The organism is Marinobacter shengliensis, from assembly GCF_030297115.1.
In the GTDB taxonomy this organism is placed as follows: Bacteria; Pseudomonadota; Gammaproteobacteria; order Pseudomonadales; family Oleiphilaceae; genus Marinobacter; species Marinobacter shengliensis.
In genome coordinates, this window is the sequence record NZ_AP028062.1 from 3,765,750 (window position 1) to 3,787,034 (window position 21,285).

At 58.3% G+C, this 21,285-nt stretch carries 21 protein-coding genes; 12 read left to right on the forward strand and 9 right to left on the reverse strand.

Annotation, left to right across the window (positions count from 1 at the left end):
• Positions 1 to 142: 142 nt before the first annotated feature.
• Positions 143 to 1,528: a sigma-54-dependent transcriptional regulator gene (locus QUE75_RS17305; protein WP_286252023.1), complete on the forward strand. Its 1,386-nt coding sequence runs from the start codon at positions 143 to 145 to the stop codon at positions 1,526 to 1,528.
• Positions 1,525 to 2,589, forward strand: coding sequence for a transporter (locus QUE75_RS17310; protein ID WP_058092442.1), 1,065 nt, complete (start codon positions 1,525 to 1,527; stop codon positions 2,587 to 2,589). Before QUE75_RS17305 ends, QUE75_RS17310 begins: the two co-directional genes overlap by 4 nt.
• A 7-nt stretch (positions 2,590 to 2,596) precedes the next feature.
• On the opposite strand, the gene QUE75_RS17315 is transcribed toward QUE75_RS17310, so the two are convergent.
• From QUE75_RS17315 to QUE75_RS17335, 5 genes are all read right to left on the reverse strand, one after another.
• Positions 2,597 to 3,061, reverse strand: a complete 465-nt coding sequence (locus QUE75_RS17315) for a hypothetical protein (protein WP_058092441.1) — start codon at positions 3,059 to 3,061, stop codon at positions 2,597 to 2,599.
• Between the two features lie 4 nt (positions 3,062 to 3,065).
• The gene (locus QUE75_RS17320; protein ID WP_058092440.1) at positions 3,066 to 3,758 is read right to left on the reverse strand and encodes a C39 family peptidase; all 693 of its coding nucleotides are present in this window, start codon (positions 3,756 to 3,758) and stop codon (positions 3,066 to 3,068) included.
• Positions 3,759 to 3,773: 15 nt separating this feature from the next.
• Positions 3,774 to 4,109: a hypothetical protein gene (locus QUE75_RS17325; protein WP_058092439.1), complete on the reverse strand. Its 336-nt coding sequence runs from the start codon at positions 4,107 to 4,109 to the stop codon at positions 3,774 to 3,776.
• A gap of 60 nt (positions 4,110 to 4,169) precedes the next feature.
• A complete protein-coding gene (locus QUE75_RS17330; protein WP_058092438.1) occupies positions 4,170 to 5,261 on the reverse strand; it encodes a hypothetical protein in 1,092 nt (363 codons plus the stop codon).
• A 383-nt stretch (positions 5,262 to 5,644) separates the two neighbouring features.
• Positions 5,645 to 7,237, reverse strand: coding sequence for an isocitrate lyase (locus tag QUE75_RS17335; RefSeq protein ID WP_058092437.1), 1,593 nt, complete (start codon positions 7,235 to 7,237; stop codon positions 5,645 to 5,647).
• A gap of 309 nt (positions 7,238 to 7,546) precedes the next feature.
• On the opposite strand from QUE75_RS17335, the gene QUE75_RS17340 reads away from it, so the two are divergent.
• From QUE75_RS17340 to QUE75_RS17355, 4 genes are read left to right on the forward strand one after another with little or no spacing between them, the layout of a single operon-like run.
• On the forward strand, positions 7,547 to 9,034 hold the full coding sequence (locus tag QUE75_RS17340) for a DUF1538 domain-containing protein (RefSeq protein ID WP_286252031.1): 1,488 nt from the start codon (positions 7,547 to 7,549) through the stop codon (positions 9,032 to 9,034).
• Positions 9,031 to 9,381: a hypothetical protein gene (locus QUE75_RS17345; protein WP_058092435.1), complete on the forward strand. Its 351-nt coding sequence runs from the start codon at positions 9,031 to 9,033 to the stop codon at positions 9,379 to 9,381. Before QUE75_RS17340 ends, QUE75_RS17345 begins: the two co-directional genes overlap by 4 nt.
• Positions 9,382 to 9,393: 12 nt before the next feature.
• The gene (locus tag QUE75_RS17350; RefSeq protein ID WP_058092434.1) at positions 9,394 to 9,783 is read left to right on the forward strand and encodes a CBS domain-containing protein; all 390 of its coding nucleotides are present in this window, start codon (positions 9,394 to 9,396) and stop codon (positions 9,781 to 9,783) included.
• Between the two features lie 28 nt (positions 9,784 to 9,811).
• Positions 9,812 to 10,183, forward strand: a complete 372-nt coding sequence (locus tag QUE75_RS17355) for a P-II family nitrogen regulator (protein ID WP_061330738.1) — start codon at positions 9,812 to 9,814, stop codon at positions 10,181 to 10,183.
• 6 nt (positions 10,184 to 10,189) lie between these two features.
• Here QUE75_RS17355 and QUE75_RS17360 read toward each other — a convergent pair whose 3' ends face one another.
• Entirely contained in the window at positions 10,190 to 12,133 is a 1,944-nt protein-coding gene (locus QUE75_RS17360; RefSeq protein WP_286252034.1) for a CASTOR/POLLUX-related putative ion channel, read from the reverse strand.
• 75 nt (positions 12,134 to 12,208) lie between these two features.
• On the opposite strand from QUE75_RS17360, the gene QUE75_RS17365 reads away from it, so the two are divergent.
• A complete protein-coding gene (locus tag QUE75_RS17365) occupies positions 12,209 to 13,450 on the forward strand; it encodes a hypothetical protein (protein WP_286252036.1) in 1,242 nt (413 codons plus the stop codon).
• Positions 13,451 to 13,455: 5 nt separating this feature from the next.
• On the opposite strand, the gene dauA is transcribed toward QUE75_RS17365, so the two are convergent.
• Complete coding sequence (gene dauA / locus QUE75_RS17370; protein WP_286252038.1) at positions 13,456 to 15,201, reverse strand: C4-dicarboxylic acid transporter DauA; 1,746 nt, start codon at positions 15,199 to 15,201, stop codon at positions 13,456 to 13,458.
• A gap of 98 nt (positions 15,202 to 15,299) precedes the next feature.
• On the opposite strand from dauA, the gene QUE75_RS17375 reads away from it, so the two are divergent.
• The 3 genes from QUE75_RS17375 to QUE75_RS17385 are packed head-to-tail and all read left to right on the forward strand — an operon-like array spanning position 15,300 to position 17,254.
• A complete protein-coding gene (locus tag QUE75_RS17375) occupies positions 15,300 to 15,488 on the forward strand; it encodes a CopG family transcriptional regulator (protein WP_072676199.1) in 189 nt (62 codons plus the stop codon).
• 9 nt (positions 15,489 to 15,497) lie between these two features.
• Entirely contained in the window at positions 15,498 to 16,517 is a 1,020-nt protein-coding gene (locus QUE75_RS17380) for a ChaN family lipoprotein (protein ID WP_286252041.1), read from the forward strand.
• A 29-nt stretch (positions 16,518 to 16,546) separates the two neighbouring features.
• Positions 16,547 to 17,254 carry an SIMPL domain-containing protein gene (locus tag QUE75_RS17385; RefSeq protein WP_106693901.1) on the forward strand — a complete coding sequence of 236 codons (708 nt, stop codon included), beginning with the start codon at positions 16,547 to 16,549 and terminating at the stop codon, positions 17,252 to 17,254.
• Between the two features lie 7 nt (positions 17,255 to 17,261).
• Here the strand turns inward: QUE75_RS17385 and QUE75_RS17390 are convergent, their stop codons facing one another.
• Positions 17,262 to 18,329 (reverse strand): beta-N-acetylglucosaminidase domain-containing protein, encoded by a 1,068-nt coding sequence (locus QUE75_RS17390; RefSeq protein WP_286252043.1) that lies wholly within the window; start codon positions 18,327 to 18,329, stop codon positions 17,262 to 17,264.
• A gap of 72 nt (positions 18,330 to 18,401) precedes the next feature.
• Between QUE75_RS17390 and QUE75_RS17395 the strand changes: the two genes are divergently transcribed.
• Complete coding sequence (locus QUE75_RS17395) at positions 18,402 to 19,565, forward strand: acyltransferase family protein (protein WP_286252044.1); 1,164 nt, start codon at positions 18,402 to 18,404, stop codon at positions 19,563 to 19,565.
• A gap of 14 nt (positions 19,566 to 19,579) precedes the next feature.
• Here the strand turns inward: QUE75_RS17395 and QUE75_RS17400 are convergent, their stop codons facing one another.
• The gene (locus tag QUE75_RS17400; protein WP_286252045.1) at positions 19,580 to 20,695 is read right to left on the reverse strand and encodes an SLC13 family permease; all 1,116 of its coding nucleotides are present in this window, start codon (positions 20,693 to 20,695) and stop codon (positions 19,580 to 19,582) included.
• A 107-nt stretch (positions 20,696 to 20,802) separates the two neighbouring features.
• Here QUE75_RS17400 and QUE75_RS17405 point away from each other — a divergent pair, with 107 nt between their 5' ends.
• Complete coding sequence (locus tag QUE75_RS17405) at positions 20,803 to 21,261, forward strand: ATPase (protein ID WP_286252046.1); 459 nt, start codon at positions 20,803 to 20,805, stop codon at positions 21,259 to 21,261.
• Positions 21,262 to 21,285: the final 24 nt, after the last annotated feature.

Sequence of the window (21,285 nt, forward strand, 5' to 3'; positions counted from 1 at the left end):
GGTTGTCAGGGATTCCGCCTGCATGACAAAGCTCATCAGCAGGTCACAGGGCCGTGGTCGACTATAGCAGTTTCCGCATTCGCTCCCCCAAGATTCCCAACAGAAGCAGTCGGTTGTTCAGTCACTTTGCAGGAGCAAGGTTATGGAACAGAAACGACCGCTCGTCTGGTTGTCGGCGGATTCAGGCGAAAACACGGTACCGCCATCACTCACATCCCAGTGGGCGATTGTACCGGTTGATATCAATACCCAATCCCTGGCCATTTTGCCGCACTGGCGGGGGCTGGCAGTGGGTGTGTGTGTTGTTGCCGATCTCGAGCTTGCCGGGTTACCGTTGTTCGCGCCCTGGCTGGAGGCTTTACCGGTATCGTCCTGGCTCGCCCTGGTTCGGCGCGAGCAGCTGCAACACCCGGCGGTGCGCCAACTGATTCGGGAATTCTGCCAGGATTACCACACCCTTCCCATCGCCCCCTACCGCCTGTCCGACAGCCTTGGCCACATGTGGGGCATGTCGAAACTGACCGAAGCATTGGCCAGTTCCGACCATGCCAGTGATTATCAGCAGTACGCGCTGGAGGGCCCTTCCAGTGCCATTCGCATGGCCCGCAGCCTGGTTCGCAAGTTCTCCATCACCAACGAGCCGTTGCTGATCTACGGCGCCAGCGGCACCGGCAAAGAGGCGGCGGCACGCTTCGCCCACGAGCATTCCGATCGGCGCACGCAGGCCCTGGTCAATGTAAACTGCGCCGCCCTGCCCGCTTCATTAACCCAGAGCGAGCTGTTCGGACACGAACGGGGGGCCTTTACCCACGCCTTGAACAAGCGCATGGGCCGGATCGCTGCAGCCGATGGCGGCACCCTGGTCCTCACCGGCGCCGATGAACTAAGCCTGGAACAGCAATCAGCGATCCTGCGATTCCTTCAGGACGGTATCATTGAGCCTGTCGGCGCCAGTCGCCCGATAAAGGTCAACGTCCGCATCATCGCAACCTGCAGCGTGCCCCTGGAAAAGAGGGTGGAACAGGGGCTGTTTCGATCCGATGTGTTCTACCGGCTGGGCAATCTGAGCGTGACATTGCCTACCTTGAAAGAACGCCTCGAGGACATTCCATTCCTGGCCCGCCGAGCGCTGGATGCCTGCGATGGAAGCCAATATCAGATCGGAAGCGACACCCTGGTAACTCTGGCTCGCCATAGCTGGCCGGGCAACCTCCGAGAATTGCAGAATCGAATCCGCCAGGCGGTGCTGATGACTAAGTCACTGCATATTACGCCCGAAGATCTGGGGCTGGAGCCAACCGGCGCCCCTGCCCAACCAGACCGGTTCACCCTTGAGGCGTTCCGAGCCAGGGCTGAGGAGCAGGCTATCTCCACCAGCCTGTCGCTTACCCACCAGAACGTTTCCGCCGCCGCTCGCCTACTGAAGATTTCCCGGGTGTCGTTTTACCGGCTACTCGAAAAGCACAACCTGCAGCTCCCTTCCAGCATCAACCTGAACCCCGGCAGAGGGCAAGGAGACCGAACATGAAACCACTGACCCCGATAGCGTTAGCCGCAGCCCTGGCAAGCACAGCCAATGCCGCGCCACCTGAACCAGACGCCAGGCCCAGAACAACCACGGATGCCGCCCAACAACAGGCCGTTCAGGATACCGCAACGGACATCGCCTCAATCACTGCAGATCGGGGCATAGTGACCCGGCCCGGCCGCTTCACCATCGAGCCCTCGTTCTCCCACGCCCACAGTAACGCCACTCGGGTTGCGGTGGAGGGCTACACCATCATTCCCGCGTTGCTGATTGGCCTGATCAACATCTCCGAGATTCAGCGGGACATTTTCGTCAGCGCCGTGTCCCTGAAGTATGGGTTCACCAGCCGGTTTGAGGGCAGCGTTCGGGTGCCATACCTGAGTATCCGGGAGGATCTTCGGGAAAGAGAGATTTTCCAGGGTACGCCGGTAGACACCCTGCGAGAATCGTCCGGTGAAGGCCTTGGCGATGTTGAACTGGCCGTGCGTTACCAGCTCAACGACGGGCTCGATGGCTGGCCCTATCTGATCGGAGTGTTCCGAGCCAAAGCCCCGACCGGCGACGGCCCTTACGACGTCAAACAACGGGTGCTCACCGACAACAGCGGCAACCCCATCGGCATCGAACTGGCAGAACGGCCGACAGGATCCGGCTTCTGGTCGGTCGAACCTGGCCTCTCGTTCATTTACCCGACCGACCCGGCTGTGCTGTTTGGCAACCTCAGTTACGTCTGGACCATCAAGGAGGAACAGGGCTTTGAAAATGGCGGCACCGTAGACCCGGGCGACGTGGTCCGCTTCGGATTCGGCATGGGCTTTGCGTTTAACGAACGGACGTCTTTCAGCCTCGGCTACGACCACTCGGTGATTCGTAAAACCACCTTTGAACACAACAACGATCTGTTCGCCGCCAATTTTGATCGTATTCAGGTGGGTTCACTGTCCTTCGGCCTGTCTCATCGGTTATCACCAGCAACCACCCTGAGCCTGACAGTCGCCGTTGGCGTTACCGATAACGCACCTAACAGTGAAATAACACTGAAACTGCCGATCAACCTTTAACCGGCAATCAGGGCAGGATCAGAGGCAGGCCGGAGTCTCTGGGCAGGCGATAGGCGCCACCCAGGTTGTTGAGTTCAATATTCAGCTGCCGGGTGTTCTGAATGACCGTGCTGTTGAGGCTGTTCTGGATCACAGTCATCCAGCCCCCATTACCCGCCGCGCCAGACACCAGCTCCAACCCCTGCAAGCCGGGGACGTTCGCGGACAGCACGGTTTCCATCTGGCTACTCCAGGCATTGGACACCGGGCGATTCAGGTCGGGAATCTGCAGTCTGTTGACCACCAGGGTGTCCCCATTGACCGCCACCACCTGCTCTAGGCCAATGGCAATCTCCAGATTATCCAGCACAAATCCGCCCCGTAATTCGGCCAGTTCGTTGTCGCTGAGTGGAGGTGCTGACACCCGCATGTCGGACCAGGCGAGCGGTGCCACCAGCAGAAAAACCATGGATAGACCGGTACCCTTTGTCATGATCTCACCACTCCTGTGCGCTGGGCCAATAGGGCAAGGTATGGCCAACACCCGGCCCCTTGAGACCTTTGAACAGCGGTGCCCGGGCCAGTCCAGGCCATTGGCCGTCTGCCAGGAAGCTGGACCGCCCCTGGTCCAGATGGCTACGAATCACGAACGCTGAGCCATCCCAGCTTTGCTCGAATTCAGCCCAACTATAGGCCTTCAAACCCCGGGCGGGGTCTGCCACCAACACCTCGCGCTCACTTATGCCCCGGATAACCACAAAATGCCGGTAGCCCCCCAGGGTCACAAGGGCAATCACCGGCACACGTACCTGTTCTCGCAGTCCACTCAGGGGCAGCCGGAATCCGTCGGCCTGATACCCCTCCGCTTCCAGGTAGCGCTTCATATCGAGCATGGAGAAACCTTCCCGACGAACCTTGTCTTCATCGGCGATGGCCAGCATCCCGATGAACACCTCCTGTTCATTGACCGGGTGGTCATAGTGAAACGACAACAAGGTGGCCAGCGCTGCAGAGCCACAGCTGAAATCGTACTGTTGCCGGAAGACATCCTGGTATCGCTGGTCCAGAAAACTGCTGACACTAACCTGCACATCGCCCCCGGGGCCGGGAACCAACACGGTTCCGGCAAAAGCCGAAGGCCACAGCAGGGTCGCCAGAACACCCGTCACCAGCTGTCGTATTCCCGCCATGGCCCGCCTCCGGTTTCAATGGTTGATGAGTATGTTGATCTGGGTACTGTCCTGGATGACGACCTGATTACCACTGTTCTGAATCACCGTGGCAACGCCGTTCATATTGTCGAAGGCGTGGTCGCTGATCCGGTTGTCGCCGGTAATCACCGGGCCGGACAGTACGTTGCCACTGACCAGACCATTCTGCTGGGTTTCATTCAGCTGCCATTGCATGGAGATGCCCTGGCGACCGCTGGCGGAATCCAGCTGTTCGGCACTCAGTGGTTCTACATCGGGCCAGTCACCCGCGTTCGCCGTTATGGCAAACAGGCTGCCCAGTACCAGTAAAAGCGTGACGCACCTTGTCATGACACATCTCCCGACAACACAGGGCTGCCCGGTTCAACACCCGGAGCAGCCCTGATTGCCTCAGTTGGTGCCACCACCCGCGTTGAGGTTGGACATCACACTGACGTTGGCCTGAGTCACGCTGCCCACGCCCGCGTTCTGGGCGAAGGCTCCGACACCAGTGAAGTTAGCGGAGCCACCGGAAATCTCATTGGAGGCCCGGGTATCCACATAGGAGCTTTCACCGTTAGCACTGCCGTAGGTGACGTTGGTCCCCGATACAGAGCCATTGAGCTCGGCATCGTTCATGAACACTTCCAGGGACAGATTCAGCGTGGTGGTGCTGTTATCTGAATTGTCGCTGCTGTCGGTGTTGTAGGAATCAGTGGCGTTGGTGGAGTTATCGGAACTGTCACTGTTGCCACTGTCAGCAATCTTGAACGAATCGCTGATGTTAGTGCTGTTGTCGGAATTGTCAGAGTTATCGGAGTTATCCGAATTGTCTGAATGATCCGAGTTGTCGGTGTTACCGCTGTCGGCGATCTTGAAGGAATCGCTCACGTTGGTGCTGTTGTCCGAATTGTCGCTGTTATCCGAGTTATCGGAGTTGTCTGACATGTCGTTACCACTGTCCGCGACTTTGAACGAGTCGCTGACGTTGGTGCTGTTGTCCGAGTTATCGGAGTTATCTGACATATCGTTACCGCTATCCGCGATCTTGAACGAATCGCTGACATTGGTGCTGTTATCCGAATTGTCGGAGTTGTCGGAGTTGTCCGATGCGTCGGTATTGCCGCTATCGGCAATCTTGAAGGCGTCGGCAACATTGGTGCTGTTGTCCGAATTATCCGAGTTGTCGGAATTATTGGAGTTATCCGAATTGTTCGAATTATCGGAGTTGTTTGAATTATCCGACATGTTGTTGCCACTGTCGGCAATCTTGAACGAATCAGACACATCGGTGCTGTTGTCTGAATTGTTCGAGTTATCGGAGTTGTCGGTGGAGTTGTCGTTACCGGAATCCGTGTTTCCGGAATAATTGGTGTTGGCAGAGGAATTGTCATTGGCGTTGTTGTTGGGGTCGCCGTCTCCTCCCTGTTGTGCCATAGCGTAACCGGAGATACCCATGCTCATGGCGATGGCAGCTGCTAGCAGACTTTTCTTGGTATTCATGATGTCATTTCCTTTGAGTTTGTTGGCTGTATGGAATCCGACCCAACCCGCCAGCAACCGGGTAAGCCAAGGTCCAGACCCGCTCATGTATTGGAGCGATTACCGTGCCAACCTTAACAGACAGCTGTTATCTATCTGATTTATATCGTTTTTCAGGAATGATACTGCTCGACACCAGAGCGAACACCAGGACGACCTGTTCCATTACTGAAACAGCAGGTTTTAACGACACTTGGACAAACAAAAAAGAAAGGCGGGGAATCAGGCAGATAGCCAAAATCAGACGTGTTAAAAAAAAACAAAACCCCGCAAAGCAAAAGCCTTGCGGGGTCTCTGGTAGCTGGCAGGCACCGCGTGCCTGCCGGACAACCGGAACCGGTCGATTAACCGAACTGGTTCATGGTGTTGTCTTTACCACCGGCCTTCAGAGCCGCTTCACCAGCGAAGAACTCTTTGTGGTCATCACCGATGTTGGAACCGGCCATGTCCTGGTGCTTCACAGTGGCGATGCCCTGACGGATTTCCTTGCGCTGAACACCTTCAACGTAGGCCAGCATGCCTTCGTCACCGAAGTAGCCCTTGGCCAGGTTGTCGGTAGACAGAGCCGCAGTGTGGTACGTCGGCAGGGTAATCAGGTGGTGGAACACACCCGCTTCACGGGACGCATCACGCTGGAAGTTACGGCACCACTCGTCAGCCAGCTGGCCCAGCTCAGTGTTGTCGTACTCGGCGCTCATCAGCTTGGCGCGGTCGTAAGCAGATACATCCTTGCCTTCTTCCTTCATGGCATCGAATACCTGCTGACGGAAGTTCAGGGTCCAGTTGAAGGACGGGCTGTTGTTGTAAACCAGCTTGGCGTCGGGCACTACTTCCTTGATGCGGTTAACCATGGCAGCGATCTGACCAACGTGGGGCTTCTCGGTCTCGATCCACAGCATGTCTGCGCCATTCTGCAGGCTGGTGATACAGTCCAGAACAACACGGTCTTCGCCAGAGCCCGGCTTGAAGCAGAACAGGCCAGAGGCCAGACGCTTCGGCTTCAGCAGCTTGCCGTTGGACTTGATCACAACGTCGCCGTTCTCGATCTGGGAAGCGTCTTCGATGTACTCGCCGTCCAGGAAGCTGTTGTACTGGTCACCCAGGTCACCCGGCTCGTTGGTTACAGCGATCTGCTTGGTCAGGCCAGCACCCAGGGAGTCAGTACGGGCAACGATCACGCCGTCGTCCACACCCAGTTCCAGGAACGCCAGACGAACCGCGTTGATCTTGGACAGGAAGTCGGCGTGGGGAACGGTTACTTTACCGTCCTGGTGGCCACACTGCTTCTCGTCAGATACCTGGTTCTCGATCTGGATACAGCAAGCACCGGCTTCGATCATCTGCTTGGCCAGCAGGTAGGTCGCTTCGGCGTTACCGAAACCAGCGTCGATGTCGGCAATGATCGGCACAACGTGAGTTTCGTGGTTGTCGATCTGCTTGATCAGCTCAGCCGCCTTGGCGCTGTCGCCGGCGTTTTCAGCTTCTTCCAGGGCACGGAACAGGTGGTTCAGTTCCCATGCGTCAGCCTGGCGCAGGAACGTGTACAGCTCTTCGATCAGGCCAGAAACCGCAGTCTTCTCGTGCATGGACTGGTCAGGCAGCGGGCCGAACTCGGAACGCAGGGCAGCAACCATCCAGCCAGACAGGTACAGGTAACGACGCTTGGTGGTACCGAAGTGCTTCTTGATGGAGATCAGCTTCTGCTGGCCGATGAAACCGTGCCAGCAACCCAGAGACTGGGTGTACTGGGAAGAATCGGCGTCGTAAGCAGCCATGTCTTCGCGCATGATCTTGGCGGTGTACTTGGCGATGTCCAGACCAGTCTTGAATTTGTTCTGGGCGCGCATGCGGGCAGCGTGCTTCGGGTTGATAGCATTCCAGGTCGGGTTCTGCTTCAGGATGGAAGCAATCTGGTCGACGTCTTGTGCGTAGGGCATGGTCTCTATCCTTTCTACGTTAGTGTTCAAAAGGGTCGGAAACGCTGCTGCCAGCAGCCTCCGGAGCCAACCGCCTGCTCATACAACCCGGCAGGGGATGACGTTGGGCGTAACTTTAGTGCTTTCCGATTTATAATTGAAATTTATATGGTGTATTTTCGGCATTTTTCTGGTGAATACCAAAAATGGATAAGCCGGTAGACCAGAGCCGTTCTTGAGCCCGGTCATTTTGGCCACGCTATAACATGCTATGATTCAGCCACTTGATTAATATCACGCCCCGGCGACGACGGGTAACAGAGGTATCCGGTGTTCTACATCCGCGCTTTCGGCCACTCGCTGCTGCACGCACTGAAGAATCTGTTTCCGATTATTGCGGTGGTTGTGTTCTTCCAGTTGGTCGTACTTCAGCAGATGCCGGACAATACACTCAGCATGGCCATTGGCCTGCTGATTGTTGCTGCCGGTGTCGCCCTGTTCCTTCAGGGCCTTGAGCTGTCTATTTTCCCGGTGGGCAAAAGCCTGTCCAACCAGTTTGCCAAGCGGGGGTCGGTACCTATCCTGCTCTCGTTTGGTTTCGCCATGGGTTTCTCCGCCGTGGTGGCAGAGCCCGCCCTGATTGCCGTAGCCCAACAGGCCCAGGAGATCAGCGAAGGCAAGATTGACGCTCTCACCCTCCGGCTTCTGGTCGCCACGTCGGTTGGCGTGGTGATCGCCCTCGGCGTGTTCCGGACCATCTTCGGCTACCCGCTGCACTGGTTCATGATCATCGGTTACATCACCGTGGTCATCGTCACCTGGTTCGCTCCGGAAGAAATTGTCGGGCTGGCCTACGACTCCGGTGGAGTCACCACCAACATTGTTACCGTGCCGCTTATTGCTGCCCTGGGCATCGGCCTGGCCGCTTCCATTCGGGGCCGCAATCCGCTCACCGATGGCTTTGGCCTGGTGGCCCTGGCGGTCATGGTGCCCATGATTACCGTGCAACTCTACGGCATCGTGGTTTACAGCGGCGGCGTATCCGACGAAGCGGGCCCCATGCTCCTGCAGGACGAAGGCGAAGCCATCTCCGGCGCCCTGAAAATGCTGTTGGAGCTGGCGGAGATGTTCCGGGACGTGCTGCCCATCATCCTAACCATTCTGTTCTTCCAGTACATCGTCCTGCGCCGGGGCTTGTCCAATCCGCCGAAGATCCTGTTCGGATTTTTGTTGGTTATTCTGGGCCTGTATGCCTTTGTCGTCGGCCTCAAGATGGGCCTGTTCCCGATTGGCACCAGCATGGCGGAGCAGCTGATTGAGCTCGAGAGGTTCGGCTTCATCTATCTGTTCGCCTTTATGATCGGATTTGCCACCACCATGGCCGAGCCGGCCCTGCTCGCTGTGGGCAAGCAGGCCGAAGAGGCCGCCTCCGGGCGGATCAACGGTAATGCCATTCGCATTCTGGTTGCCCTGGGCGTGGCCGTTGGCATCAGCATCGGGGTGCACCGGATCATTGTTGGCGGCTCCATGCATTACTACATTATGGGTGGCTACACGGTAGTCATCATCCTGACCGCCCTGGCCCCGAAATATATCGTGGCCCTGGCCTACGATCTGGGCGGGGTGACCACCTCCGAGGTGACCGTGCCCCTGGTGACCGCCCTCGGCATTGGCCTGGCCACCAATATCGAGGGCCGGAGTGTGTTGATTGATGGCTTCGGCCTGATTGCTTTCGCTTCTATCTTTCCTATTGTTACGGTGATGCTCTACGCCATTGCCATGCAATGGCTGACAGACCGCAGAGAGGTGCGACCATGAAATTTTCCGTTCTCGTAGCCATTGTTCCGGAAGACCAGGAACAGGAATGCATAGATGCCGCCCGCGATCTGGGCGCCGGCGGCATTACCGTGCTTTCCGGCCGGGGCATCAGCAACACGGCCAAGAAGACCTTCTTTGGCCTGACCTACGACGGCAGCCAGAGTGTGCTGGTGATGGTTCTGGAAAAGGGCCTGTCCTTGCAGATACTCAAATCCATTCAAAAACTTTTGATGCCGGCGGAAAACGATTCCCAGGGACTGGTATTCACCCTGCCGCTGGAACACCTGGGCGGCATTGATATGTCCCAGTTCCAGAAGTTTGAACAGCATCTGAAAGAAAATATCTAAGGAGCACCGGAGATGAAACTGGTCAAAGAGGTCATGGTTACCGACGTGGTTTGTGTTTCCCCCTTCGCCAAGCTGCGGGAAGCCCTGAGCCTGATGAAGAAGCATAACGTGAAATCCCTGGTGGTCGAGAAACAGCACCCAAATGATGCCTACGGCCTGATTACCTACACCAATGTGCTCAAGACCGTTGTTGCCGAAGAAGGTGACATTGACCTGCTGAACGTTTACGACGCCTGCGCCAAGCCGGCAATCTCGGTAGGGAAAAGTCTCGCTGTTCGCCAGGTCGCCAGCCTGATGACCGAACACCGGGTAAAACGCATCCTGGTACTGGAAGACAATGATCTGCTGGGCTTTGTCACCATGGACGACATTATGGCGGTGTTGCTTGAACAGGTTGAATAGCTTCTGAAACAAGTCACTGGAGAGCACCATGGAATTCAAGTTGCTGATGGTTTTTGTCGATGAGGACAAAACCGATAAGGTACTGGACGCCTCCCGGGAAGCAGGAGCAACCGGAGCTACCATTATTACCAATGCCCGAGGCCAGGGCCTGAAGAAAACCCTGGGTATTTTCGGACTGGAAATACTGGACCCGAGAGATGTACTGCTGATTCTCGTAGAAAGCCGCCGGGTTGACCCTGTGCTGGCGGCTGTCCGCAATGCCGGCAAACTGGATGAAAGCCTTAGTACCGGCATCGCGCTGGTCATCGATATTGAGCAGGCGGTGGGTTTGAGCGATCACGTCAAGTCACTGGCCCAAAAAGTCCCCCCCGGTCCGGACCACAAAGTCGGTGCCACCTGAACCCGTTCAGCTGGTTCCCAACACCACGATCCGGTCTTGTGGCTGCAGCTCCAGGAACTGTTTTCGTGGCGGATTCAGCTGAAGGTGCCGCCCCAATTCATTAGCCTTTGCACGATAAACGCCCAGGGCAACATCACCGCTGGCGGCGACAATTTTTTCAAGCAGCTGAAAATCCGCGCTCGCCGGCAACGGGTAATCGTGGGGATCGCGAAACTGAATCTCGGCACCACCCACCGTGAACAACTCATCCAGCACCACCCGAAGCTCGCGACGCAGGGCTACCTGAGCCAGAACGTGGCTCAGGATCATCGGGCTGATCAGCATCTCACTCTGGTGGCCATAGAGCAGCTGGCGGTTGTTGGGATCACTCAACTCCATGATTACCTGCGGGCGCCGGGGCGACTCGGCCAGAATCTCTTCCAGCTGCAGGTAACCAACCATGGCCCTGGCATCGGCCTCTTCCCCGGAACCAAGGCGGTCACTGCTCAGCAGAATGACCGTATCGTAGCTGGCGGGGTTCAGTTTTCGCAGATCGTCTTCCACCATGTAGTCAGCTTCCAGCAACTGACCGTCGATGGCTTCAAGATCAACGCCGTAACGGTCAATTTCTCGCTGGCGTTCTTTTAATGGGGTGGCAGACACCATGTTCAACATGAATTTGCGCCCTTTGTAGCTGCTGAACTCCGCCGCCAGGCTGGGTACCCGGCGGTTCCAGCCCAAAACCAGTACCCGGTGAGCCCCCGAACCGCCAGTTGTGTGGGGCCGTGCAGCGCTCCTTTCAACAACAGGCAGCGGTTCCGCTTTCGGGTCTGCCCCCGTATGCTCGTAATCTCTGGCCAACAGCACCACGCGGTCTTCGCGGCGAATAATCGTGTCTGCGGGTGCCAGCAGGTTGACGTTCCAGCCGCTACCGGCGGGCTGCAACAATCCAAGAACAATGGCACTCGGGCGTTGGGTCGCCAGTTCGCCCAGGCTCAAGCCTTCGGCGGTTTCACCGCCCCGGACAAAAATTTCACTGCCTTCTCCCGCGGTTAGCAGTTCGTTATAGACCTCAGAAAGATGGGGATGCAGTACGTTCTGCACCATCAACCTGCTGATGGTGACATCGCCGGCCACCACCTCTACCGCCCCCGGATAGGCACGTTCAATCACCGACAGTTTGCGCATGTCCTGTATCTCAGCCACGACAAACGGAAGGGGGGCGTTCAGATGGCGAGCCTGGGCAGCGATGGACAACAGCGCCTTGACGGTTTCCACATCTGACGTCACCAAGCTTCCGGCATCGTGAACCTGGCTTGGCACAATCACCGCAGCGGCATCCAGACACGCTACCCGGTGCAAGGCGTCCGGCTGGATGGCCGAGCCACTGCGAAGAATCACCTCCCGGGCCCGGCGCCCAACACCGGGCTCATTCCCCAGCTCGTGAGCCTGCTCTGCACTGGCTTCTTCGGCCAGAACTACCAACCGTAACTTCTGTGTGTCGTGCTTCTCCAGAAAACGCTGCATCCGACCGGTAGAGCTGAACAGCTCAGCCACCAGTGGCGGCGTTTGAGCTGTCCAGCCAAGCACTACAAAGTGGTTCTTCAGGGTGACTGGTGTCAGGCCCCGCTCCAGCTCTTCCATCTTCGCAATCAACCAGCGGGTCAGGATGGCCACCAGTGTACCCATAAACACCACGTAACCGAGCACGGTCAGCAATGTGGAGACCACCCGTTGCCAGGTACCCACATCGTCGCCCAGATAACCCGGGTCGGTCAGCCTCAGAAACGCCCACCAGACAGCCGAGCCCGGGTCGTCGAACTCTCCCCCCTGGGGCACCACAAGCATCCCGCCGATCAGCGAAATAAGCCCAATAAAGAAGCCGACAACCAGTAACTGGAATCCAGCCCCTTTGACAAGTTGGCGCTCGACAATGAACTTCAGACGGTCAACAACCCGGAATGGCAACATGGGGGTCCTTTTTTGCGAATCATCAGTGTTGGACATAGGATAGAACAAAGCCTGTCAGGAAGGTGACCTCAATCCATGACAACAACTTCAACCCGAAGCCCTGCCTCCCGTCGGATGATCCTGGCACTGGCAATCACCCTCTCCGGCACCGCAAGCGCCAGCAATGCTCATATCCCGCAACCCTGGAGGTCCGATGCAGTGGTACTGGGCCGGGATGAAGCCTATGACACCGAGCGCTTCCTTCACGAGCTGACGTTTGATCACCGTCAGGCGTTACCGACCGCCATGGACAACGGCATCCGCGGTACCGGCGGCAGTGTCAGCAGCCGCCGGCTGTATTTCGACTTCCGCTACCGCCAGGATTTCGGGTTTCGCGATGATCAGAACGGCTTTCTGCTCGATATCCAGCGGGCGGAGGATCTGGACGGTCCCTATCAGCGGCAGTTGGTAGGCTTCCGCCAGAACATTGGCGAGCGCACAGAAGTGTGGCTGCAAGGCGATGTGTTCTCCGACAAAGCGGAATCGGACATTTATCTTAGCGCGCGCCATCACCTCGACAGCCAGAGCTGGCTGCACGCCTCTGTGATACTACCGGATTACTACTTCAACGAAAAAACCGATACCGCCGACCGTTTCAGCAAAAAGCCGCAGTCCTATTTTCTGCAGTGGCATCACCAAGGATCCACTGCCGTGGAGGGTACGACGGTATCGCTCAACCTGTCCCCGGATTCCCGGTTCATCAGCCAGCGCCAGGAGCTGGCTGTCAGCAACGAAACCCAGCGCGGAGCCATCAGCCACCGCCAGCAAACCGGAGACTGGCTGATCGGGTTACACCTGGAAGGTGAGCGCACACGGCGGGATTACACGCTGCAGCGGAGCGATGAAAACAGGGCCACCGGATTCGAGCGGGATCACCTGAAGGCCCGGGGCTCCGCCACCCTGGTGCCGCACCGCCTCTCCCCCACGGTTGGAGTAGCCTGGCTGCAACTGGATGAAACCGGATATTTCGGACGAGAGCTGAACGATGAGGGACGTATTCGGCGCCGGGAACCCACGGTCTTCGCCGAGATCACCCTGAGCGCCAGCCAGAACACCAGCATCAGCCCGGGCATTTACCTGAGTGCGCCCGAGATCCGGCAAACGTTTGAACAGGAGGAGGAACAACGCCGGCACACCGGCTTTACCGGCAAGCTGGCCGTGCCTATTGAAACCCGACTGAGCGCCAGCAACCAGGCCGTATTAACCCTGAACCCCACCTTCTACCTGCACAAATTCGGGTTTGGCGGCGGCAACCTGCAACTGCACTGGCCGCTGTGAGCGGATCAGACCATCTGCGGGGCACTGCAGCGGGCACTGAGGGCTTCAAGAGCCGAGGCCAGCGATGGATAAAAACTGCTGACCCCCGGTTCCGGTTTGAGCCCAGCCCGGGCCAGGGCCCGAAGGGGCTGAAACTGAAGGTCAGCGATCATGATTTCGGTACCGTTTTTCCGGCACTGGTCAATCAGTTTGTTCAACGCCGCCAGGCCGCCGGCATCCAGCACGGTCACGCCGTCCATATACAGGACGAAGCCCCGGGTCTCCCGGGAGAGATCTGCCAGCTCACCGAATACGCGGTCTGCGGCGGCAAAGAACAGTGGGCCATTGATCTTGAACACCCGCCAGCCTTTCGGCAGCCCGGCCTGCACTACCCGTTTGTTATCGCTGATGTCTGTCACCTTGGTCATCTGAGCCATTTCACGCATGAACAGCACCGCCGCCAACAAGACACCGGTGGTAATGGCAATGACCATATCCAGCGCCACGGTCAGGCCAAAACAGGTAAAAAACACCAGCACATCGCTGCGCGGGGCGGTTTTCAGCAGATGCACGGCCTTGGGGGCCTCGCTCATGTTCCAGGCCACCATGATCAGCAGCGCAGCCATGGCTGGCATGGGCAGGTATGCCAGAATACCGGCCAGCGACACCAGCGCCAGCAACACCACCAGGGCATGCACCATAGCAGCCACCGGTGACTGGGCCCCGGCCCGATAGTTGGCAGCTGAGCGGGCAATGGCGGCGGTGGCGGTAATACCGCCGAAAAACGGCACCACAATGTTGCCGATGCCCTGCCCCATCAGTTCGCTGTTGGCGCTGTGGCGTTTGCCGGTCATGCCATCCAGCACCACGGCACACAGCAAAGACTCGATAGCTCCGAGCATGGCAATAGCAAAGGCCGCCGGCAGCAGCTCGCGGACCATATTCCAGGACAGGCCCACCGGCTCGCCCTGGGCATTCAGTTGCTGCCAGGGCCAGGCAAATTCGGGAAGAAACGGTGGAATGCCGGCACCGGTACTGCCATCGGGCAACAGGTAACTGAACCGGGAACCGATGGTCTCTATGGCCGCTCCATTGGCATTGAACCAGATCGCCAGCAGGCTGCCGATAATCACCGCAGGCAGGTGCGGCGGCACCGGCGTTTTCAGCCTGGGCCAGAGCAACATAACCGCCAGGGTAGTGGCGGCTATCAGTGTGCTCATGGAATCCAGGGCCGGTAATTGCTGGGCCAGCACCGCCAGCTTGTCCCAGTAATGCTCCGGCATGGTCTCTACCGACAGGCCGAAAAAGTCTTTCACCTGCAGGGTGGCGATCACCACCGCAATACCGCCGGTGAACCCCAGGGTGACGGATTCCGGGATATACTCGATAAAGCGGCCCAGGCGCATCACCGCCATAATCACCAGCAACACCCCGGACATCAGGGTGGCCAGCAGCAGGCCACCCAGTCCGTAGCTCTGGGCAATGGGGTACAGAATCACCACGAACGCCGCCGTGGGGCCGGAGATGCTGTAACGGCTGCCGCCGAACAGGGCAATCACAAAACCGGCAATGAAGGCGGTATAAAGGCCATACTGGGGGGCAACGCCACTGGCAATGGCCAGCGCCATGGCCAGGGGGATAGCAATAATGCCGACGGTGACGCCGGCCATCAGGTCTTTCAGGAAGCGGCCGCCGGTATAACGCTCATCCACACAGGCTTCACGGAAGGCGTGGGCAATCCTCAGAGAAAACAGATGAGCGCGGTGCGACATGAGGCACTTCCCGGTTGCGGCTATAGCTCAGTCATTATATGCTCACGCCGATTACATTCAATGTTAACCTGATTAACATGCCATGAGCACTACCACTTATGACTAAGGAAAACCGAACAGCTCGATTGACGCTACTGATCGATCCGGAGAAGAAAGCGGTCTTTGAGGAACTGTGCAAAGCAGAGGATGTCACTCCGTCACAGAAAGTCCGCCAGTTTATCCGCGAATACGTCGAGCAGAGACTGGGCGAAGACTGGCGCGAACGGCGCACCGACAAACCTGACTGAGCATCGCCGATGGCCTCACCCGAACGCTTTCGCCTCCCTGTTCTGGCGCTCAGCCTGGCGCTAACGACCGGTTGTGCCCAGCTACCCAAACCGTCCGGCACAGAGCCCGCGCAACCACAAACCCTGTATGACAGCGTACTGGTCGACAGCCATTCAAGCCAGCCAGTCACCATCGACAACCTGGCACGAGCACTGACCAGCACCGATGTGGTGGTGATTGGCGAGTATCATGGCCACCAGGCCTCGCACCTCCTGCAGGCCCAATTGCAACAACGGCTTTACCAACAGCGTCCGCGCCAGGTGTTGACCCTGGAGCAGTTCAACCTGGATTATCAGCCGGCGCTGGACAGTTATCTGGCGGGCATCACCGGCGAAACCGAAATGATCGAAGACGCCAATGCCTGGGACAACTACCGGGCTTCTTACCGGCCGCTGGTGGAATTTGCCCGGCGCCATGATCTTCCCGTTGTTGCCGCCAATGCCCCTGCCGATGTGGTTCGCTGCGTGGGCCGCACCGGCCCGGACTACCTCGAGCGCTTGCCCACCGACCAGCGGCAAACGCTGCCTGAGCAGCCCTTCCGGGACACGCCGGCCTACCGGGAAAAGTTTGTCGAGGCCATCAGCGGCAGCCACGGCCAGGGCGATCCCTCCATGGCCGAGCGCATGGATAACACCTACAACGCCCAACTACTGCGCGACAACACCATGGCCATGCGCATCCTGCAAGCCCATCAACAACACCCGGACCACCAGGTAGTGCACCTGACAGGCACCTTCCACAGTGAGCAGGGGCTGGGCACCGTGGCGTTGCTCAAACAACAGGCGCCGGAGCTTTCTGTGGTGGTGATCAGTCCCGTGTTCTGGCCAAACGAGGAACCACAAGCACCGTTTGCCGACAACCTCGACAAGGGCGATTACCTGTATCTGATCCAACCCTTGCCGCCGGAATTCCGGGACACGGATCGGCGGCAGAACGCCATGCGGGAACGTTTTAGCAGTGGACCAGCGGTCCAGTGCATCACAGAATAGGCACGTTGATTCACACAAGGGACTGAACCATGAAAGTTGTTGTTGCCATTATCCTGGGCATAAGCCTGATTCTCTCTGCGTCGTTATTGAAAGAAGGGCTCACCGGCCTGAAAACGTCGGATCGATACGTCACCGTCAAAGGCGTTGCCGAGCGGGAGGTGCAGGCCGATCTGGCACTCTGGCCGATCCGATTTGTCGCCACGGGCAACACCCTGGAACAAGCGCAGGAAAAAGCACGCAGTAGCCGCGAAGCCATCTATGCGTTTCTGGAGTTACAGGCGATCGACAAGAACGCCGTTGAGCTGCAACGGCTGGATGTCACCGACACTCGCGCCAACCCCTATCAGGGCGAGGGCGAACAGAAGTTCATCATCAACCAGACCTTAATGGTACGCAGCACCCAGATAGACCGCATTCGCCAGGCGGCCCAGAACGTCAGTGAACTGGTGGATTCCGGCGTACTGCTGACCACCGACTACGGCCCCGGCGGCCCCACTTACCTGTTCAGTGGCCTGAACGATATCAAGCCAGCGATGATTGCCGAAGCCACCGCCGCCGCGCGGGAAGCTGCCCAGCAGTTCGCCCGGGATGCCAACGCCAGTGTTGGCGGTTTGCGCCGGGCCAATCAGGGGGTGTTCCAGATTCTGGCCCGGGACCAGGCACCGGGGATTTCTGAGCAACAGCAGCCCGTGAAAACGGTACGCGTTGTATCGACCGTCGACTATTACCTCGAGTAACGTCCGCCTACTGGGTTTGCACCATCTCGTCCGTCACCTGATAGTCACCGGCCAGCCAGCGCAGAATCTCGTTGGCGGCCGGATGATCAAAGGCATCGTAGGTGTGGATCAGCGCCTGCTTCTTTTCGTCACTGACCCGCTCCAGCCCGGCATCCTGCAGCACCAGCAGATCGGTTTGTAGCTGATTGGCAAGGTCTACCCCCAACAGTTCCCGGGCGGCATGATGAAACGCCTGGCCATACTGATAGTTCGGCCCCTGCCGGTAAGATTCCGCCAGAGTGAGCGCGGGTATCGCCGTCAACGCCGGCTGTAGTGCCGGATTGATGGCGTGGCCGGCCAGATGTGCTGCATTGTTCGCGGGGCGGCCGGTAAAGGCCCGCAGGTGCAGATGCCGGGACATCCGGTCACCATCATTCACCGGGTAGTTATCCCACAGCACCGGTTTGCGGCCCAGGCGGTCCCCAACACGCTTCAGGTGCCCTGGCGAGATTTCCCGGGAACAGACTTCCTCTCCGGTCCAGAACACCCTGACCTCTTTCGGCAACTCGGCGCCCAGGGTTTCCAGATAGTCCGCCGGGCGTTCGCCGAACACGCGGTCCAGCACCGGGTCGTCGGAATAGTAGGTAGGGCACATGCTGATGGTGGCGGCCTTGGAGTTATCCCGAATCCAGCGGACAATCTCCGCCTGGGTGCGGGCCAGCTCCGGCACTTCAGAGCGCATGTCATCAAACAGGATGGCCAGCTCCTGAATACCCGCCTTGTCGAGCATCCGGAGCTTGGCCGCCAGCGCCTCCCGGGCGGCATCGTCAAACCGGTTGAAAATCTCGAACGGGCTCAGGCCTACCCCGAAACGTACGCCTTCGCGCCGGCACAACCGGGCAAAGGATTCCAGCTCGGCGGCCTGGTCTGCCGGATGGGGTTCCTGCCAGCGACGGCGCAGGTAGGGGTCCGCCTTCGGGGCATACAGGTAAAAGCTGTAGCCATGGGCGGCCAGCGAGGTCATCAGGCGCCCCCGCTCTGCCCAACTCCACATTGGGCCATAGAAACCTTCGATAACACCCAGCTCAACTGTCATGACCTGCTCGCTCCCTGATTACTGCGTTCTCTCTTCGTATCCTCAAGTGTACTCCGGATCGGGCGAATCACCATGAACGAAACGTCAGTGGCCGGCAAGGCAATCGTATACTCCGGCGATAGGCGACTGACGGCGGGCAGGATAGACTGTCCGCTCGCTCACAACGGAACCCGGCTGATCATGCCAGATGCCCAAAATCGCCTGACCGCCCTGGACGCACTACGTGGACTTGCGGCTCTGGGCGTTGTCCTGTTCCATTACCTGCCCTATTACGACCGGCTGTATGACCACTCTTTCAGCAGTCCCGGCTTCCTGGATTTCGGGCGCTACGGTGTGCACCTGTTTTTCATGCTCAGCGGCTTTGTCATTTTCATGACTCTGGAACGCACGCGCACTTCCGGTCAGTTCGCCCTGGCCCGCGCCTTTCGCCTTCTACCCGCCTTATGGGCTGGCATCGCATTGACCTATATCGCGGTTCACTGGCTAGGGCCGGCAGACAGGACCGTCAGTTTTGAAGCCGCCCTGATGAACCTGACGCTGTTGCATGAGTACCTGGGCTACCCCCACGTTGACGGCGCCTACTGGAGCCTGGTGATTGAAGCGACCTTCTACATGTGGATTGCCTTGCTGTTCTATGGCCTGGGCGATTGGCGCAGAATTCGGACGGTACTCTGGGCCTGGGTGCTGGTCAGTTATGCCGGTGTCATCTGGTGGAAGGCCATTCCGGACACCCTGGATTTTCTGCTGAAAGATTTGCTCTTTGTTCGCTACGCGCCACTGTTTATCAGCGGCATGCTGATCTACCGGGCCTATCGCGACCGCCGCTTGCCCGCCCTCGATATCTCCCTGCTGGCCCTCAGCATCGGCCATTGCCTGGTCGCCTACAAAGCACCATTCAGTATCTTCGTGCTGGCCTGCTACGGCATTTTCGCGCTGGCGGTCGCAGGCTACCTGAATGTCCTGTCACGCCCAAGCCTGCTCTGGCTGGGAAGCATTTCCTATACGCTGTACCTGGTTCATCAGAACATTGGCTATGGGCTGATCAACCTGGCCTATCAGGCGGGCCTTCCGGGACAACTGGGGGTGGTGCTGGCACTGGCGGTGGCGATTGCCCTGGCCGCTGTCCTGCACTACGGCATCGAGAAGCCAGCCCTGGCTTATTACCGGCAATGGCGCGCCAACCGCGTGACACCGGCCACCCTGCCAGTCAGTGCGACGGAGCGCCCTCAAGAATGATTTCGACGCGGCGATCAGCCGGGCCCGATCAGGAAAACCGCTGACAGAACTCCCAAAGCAAGTGCCGGCATGGACCAGACATGGAACGCCAACCACAAGCCCTGCACCCGAGCCAGCCGCAAGGCGATCAGGTTGGCCAGCGACCCGATAGCCAGGCCGAACCCGCCCACGGACACACCCCAGGCTAACGCTCGCCAATCATCGGTGAACGGCGCGAGAAAAATCGCCGCAGGAACGTTCGACATCACCTGGGACATCAGGACAGAGGCAATCAGCACCCCTCCGGGCAAGGCCAGCAACCACTCCACAAAAGCTTGAGCCGCTGGCAAGGTGGCCAACAACCCGAGGTTCACAAACATCAGCAGGAACACTAACAGCAGCAACCAGTCGACACCCCGCAGGACCGACCGGTATACCAGCCCATACAACACCAGTATCACCAGCGCGGCGGCGATTACGCCACCCGCCTCAGCCGCCAGAATGAACGCCGGGTACAAGAGGCCAGACACCAACAACAGCCTTGGTTTAGCCAGCCTGGCCACCAGGCTGACGCGGACAGGCCTCGATGGAAACGCCAGGGCTGTCGCCAACCCCAGCGACAACGACAACAAAAGCACCAGCGGCAGCATCGCGCTGACAAATTCGATGAATCCCAACTCCCAGGTTTGCCAGATAAACAGGTTCTGGGGGTTACCAATAGGGGTCAGTGCCGAGCCCACATTCACCGCCAGGGCCTGGAAGATCACCAGCCGGCCCAGAGGAATTTTAACAACCGACGACAGTGCTACGGTCAGCGGCACCACAATGAACAGGGTCACGTCGTTGGTGACCACCGCCGACAACGCCATGGAAAAGCCCACCAACGTCAGAGCCAGGGCACGTTCGGTGCAGAATCGCGCTACCAGCCAGACCCCGGCAAGCGCCAGGGCTCCGCTGTCTTCCAGCCCTCGACTCAGTACCAGGAACCCGGTCAACGCTGCCAGAGTTTGCCAATGCACCAGTTCAACCAGCTCATTCAGCTCTGGCGAGGTGAACCACAACAAGGGCAAAAGCGACAGCACCAACGCCAATAACAGGTAATCTTCCGTCAGCCGGGTCAGCAAAAAACGAAAAGGTTTTGAAGGATTCATCAAGCTCCTGATCCCGATCAAAAGACCGCCAACATGGAAGGTGGAAAATATCGTCTAGACTTACAGAAAATTGTTGAACCACTTCATTTTGAAGGGAGTTTACCTGTATGGAAATCAAAACCTTTGCCGACCTGATCGACTGGACCCGGCAGCTGCACGCCCACCTTGCCCGCTGCCTGCACGAATCGGCCGCCCTGAACAAGGACGAACGGGCCAGCGCCCTGCTGGATTACATCAGCCGCCATGAAAGCCTGCTGGCAAAAGCCGTGGCAGAGTATGAAAAACAGGCCGACTCGAAAGCCATGAACACCCGCCTTTACGACTATGGCGTGCACAAACCTATCGAGAATGAACGCACCTGCGACACCCACTACAACGATCTGGATTTTGCCGGCATTGCCCGTGAGATTTTCGATTTCCACGACCAGGTAATGAACCTGTATGACAACCTGATCGGCAAAGCCGAGATTCCCGAGGCCAAAACCCTGCTGGAAGACCTGAAATCCCTCGAGGAACACGAGGCCATGCGCATGGCCAGCCAGATCGGCCGCATGCAGGATGTGTGAACTTCTCACCTCCCAACGACCTTA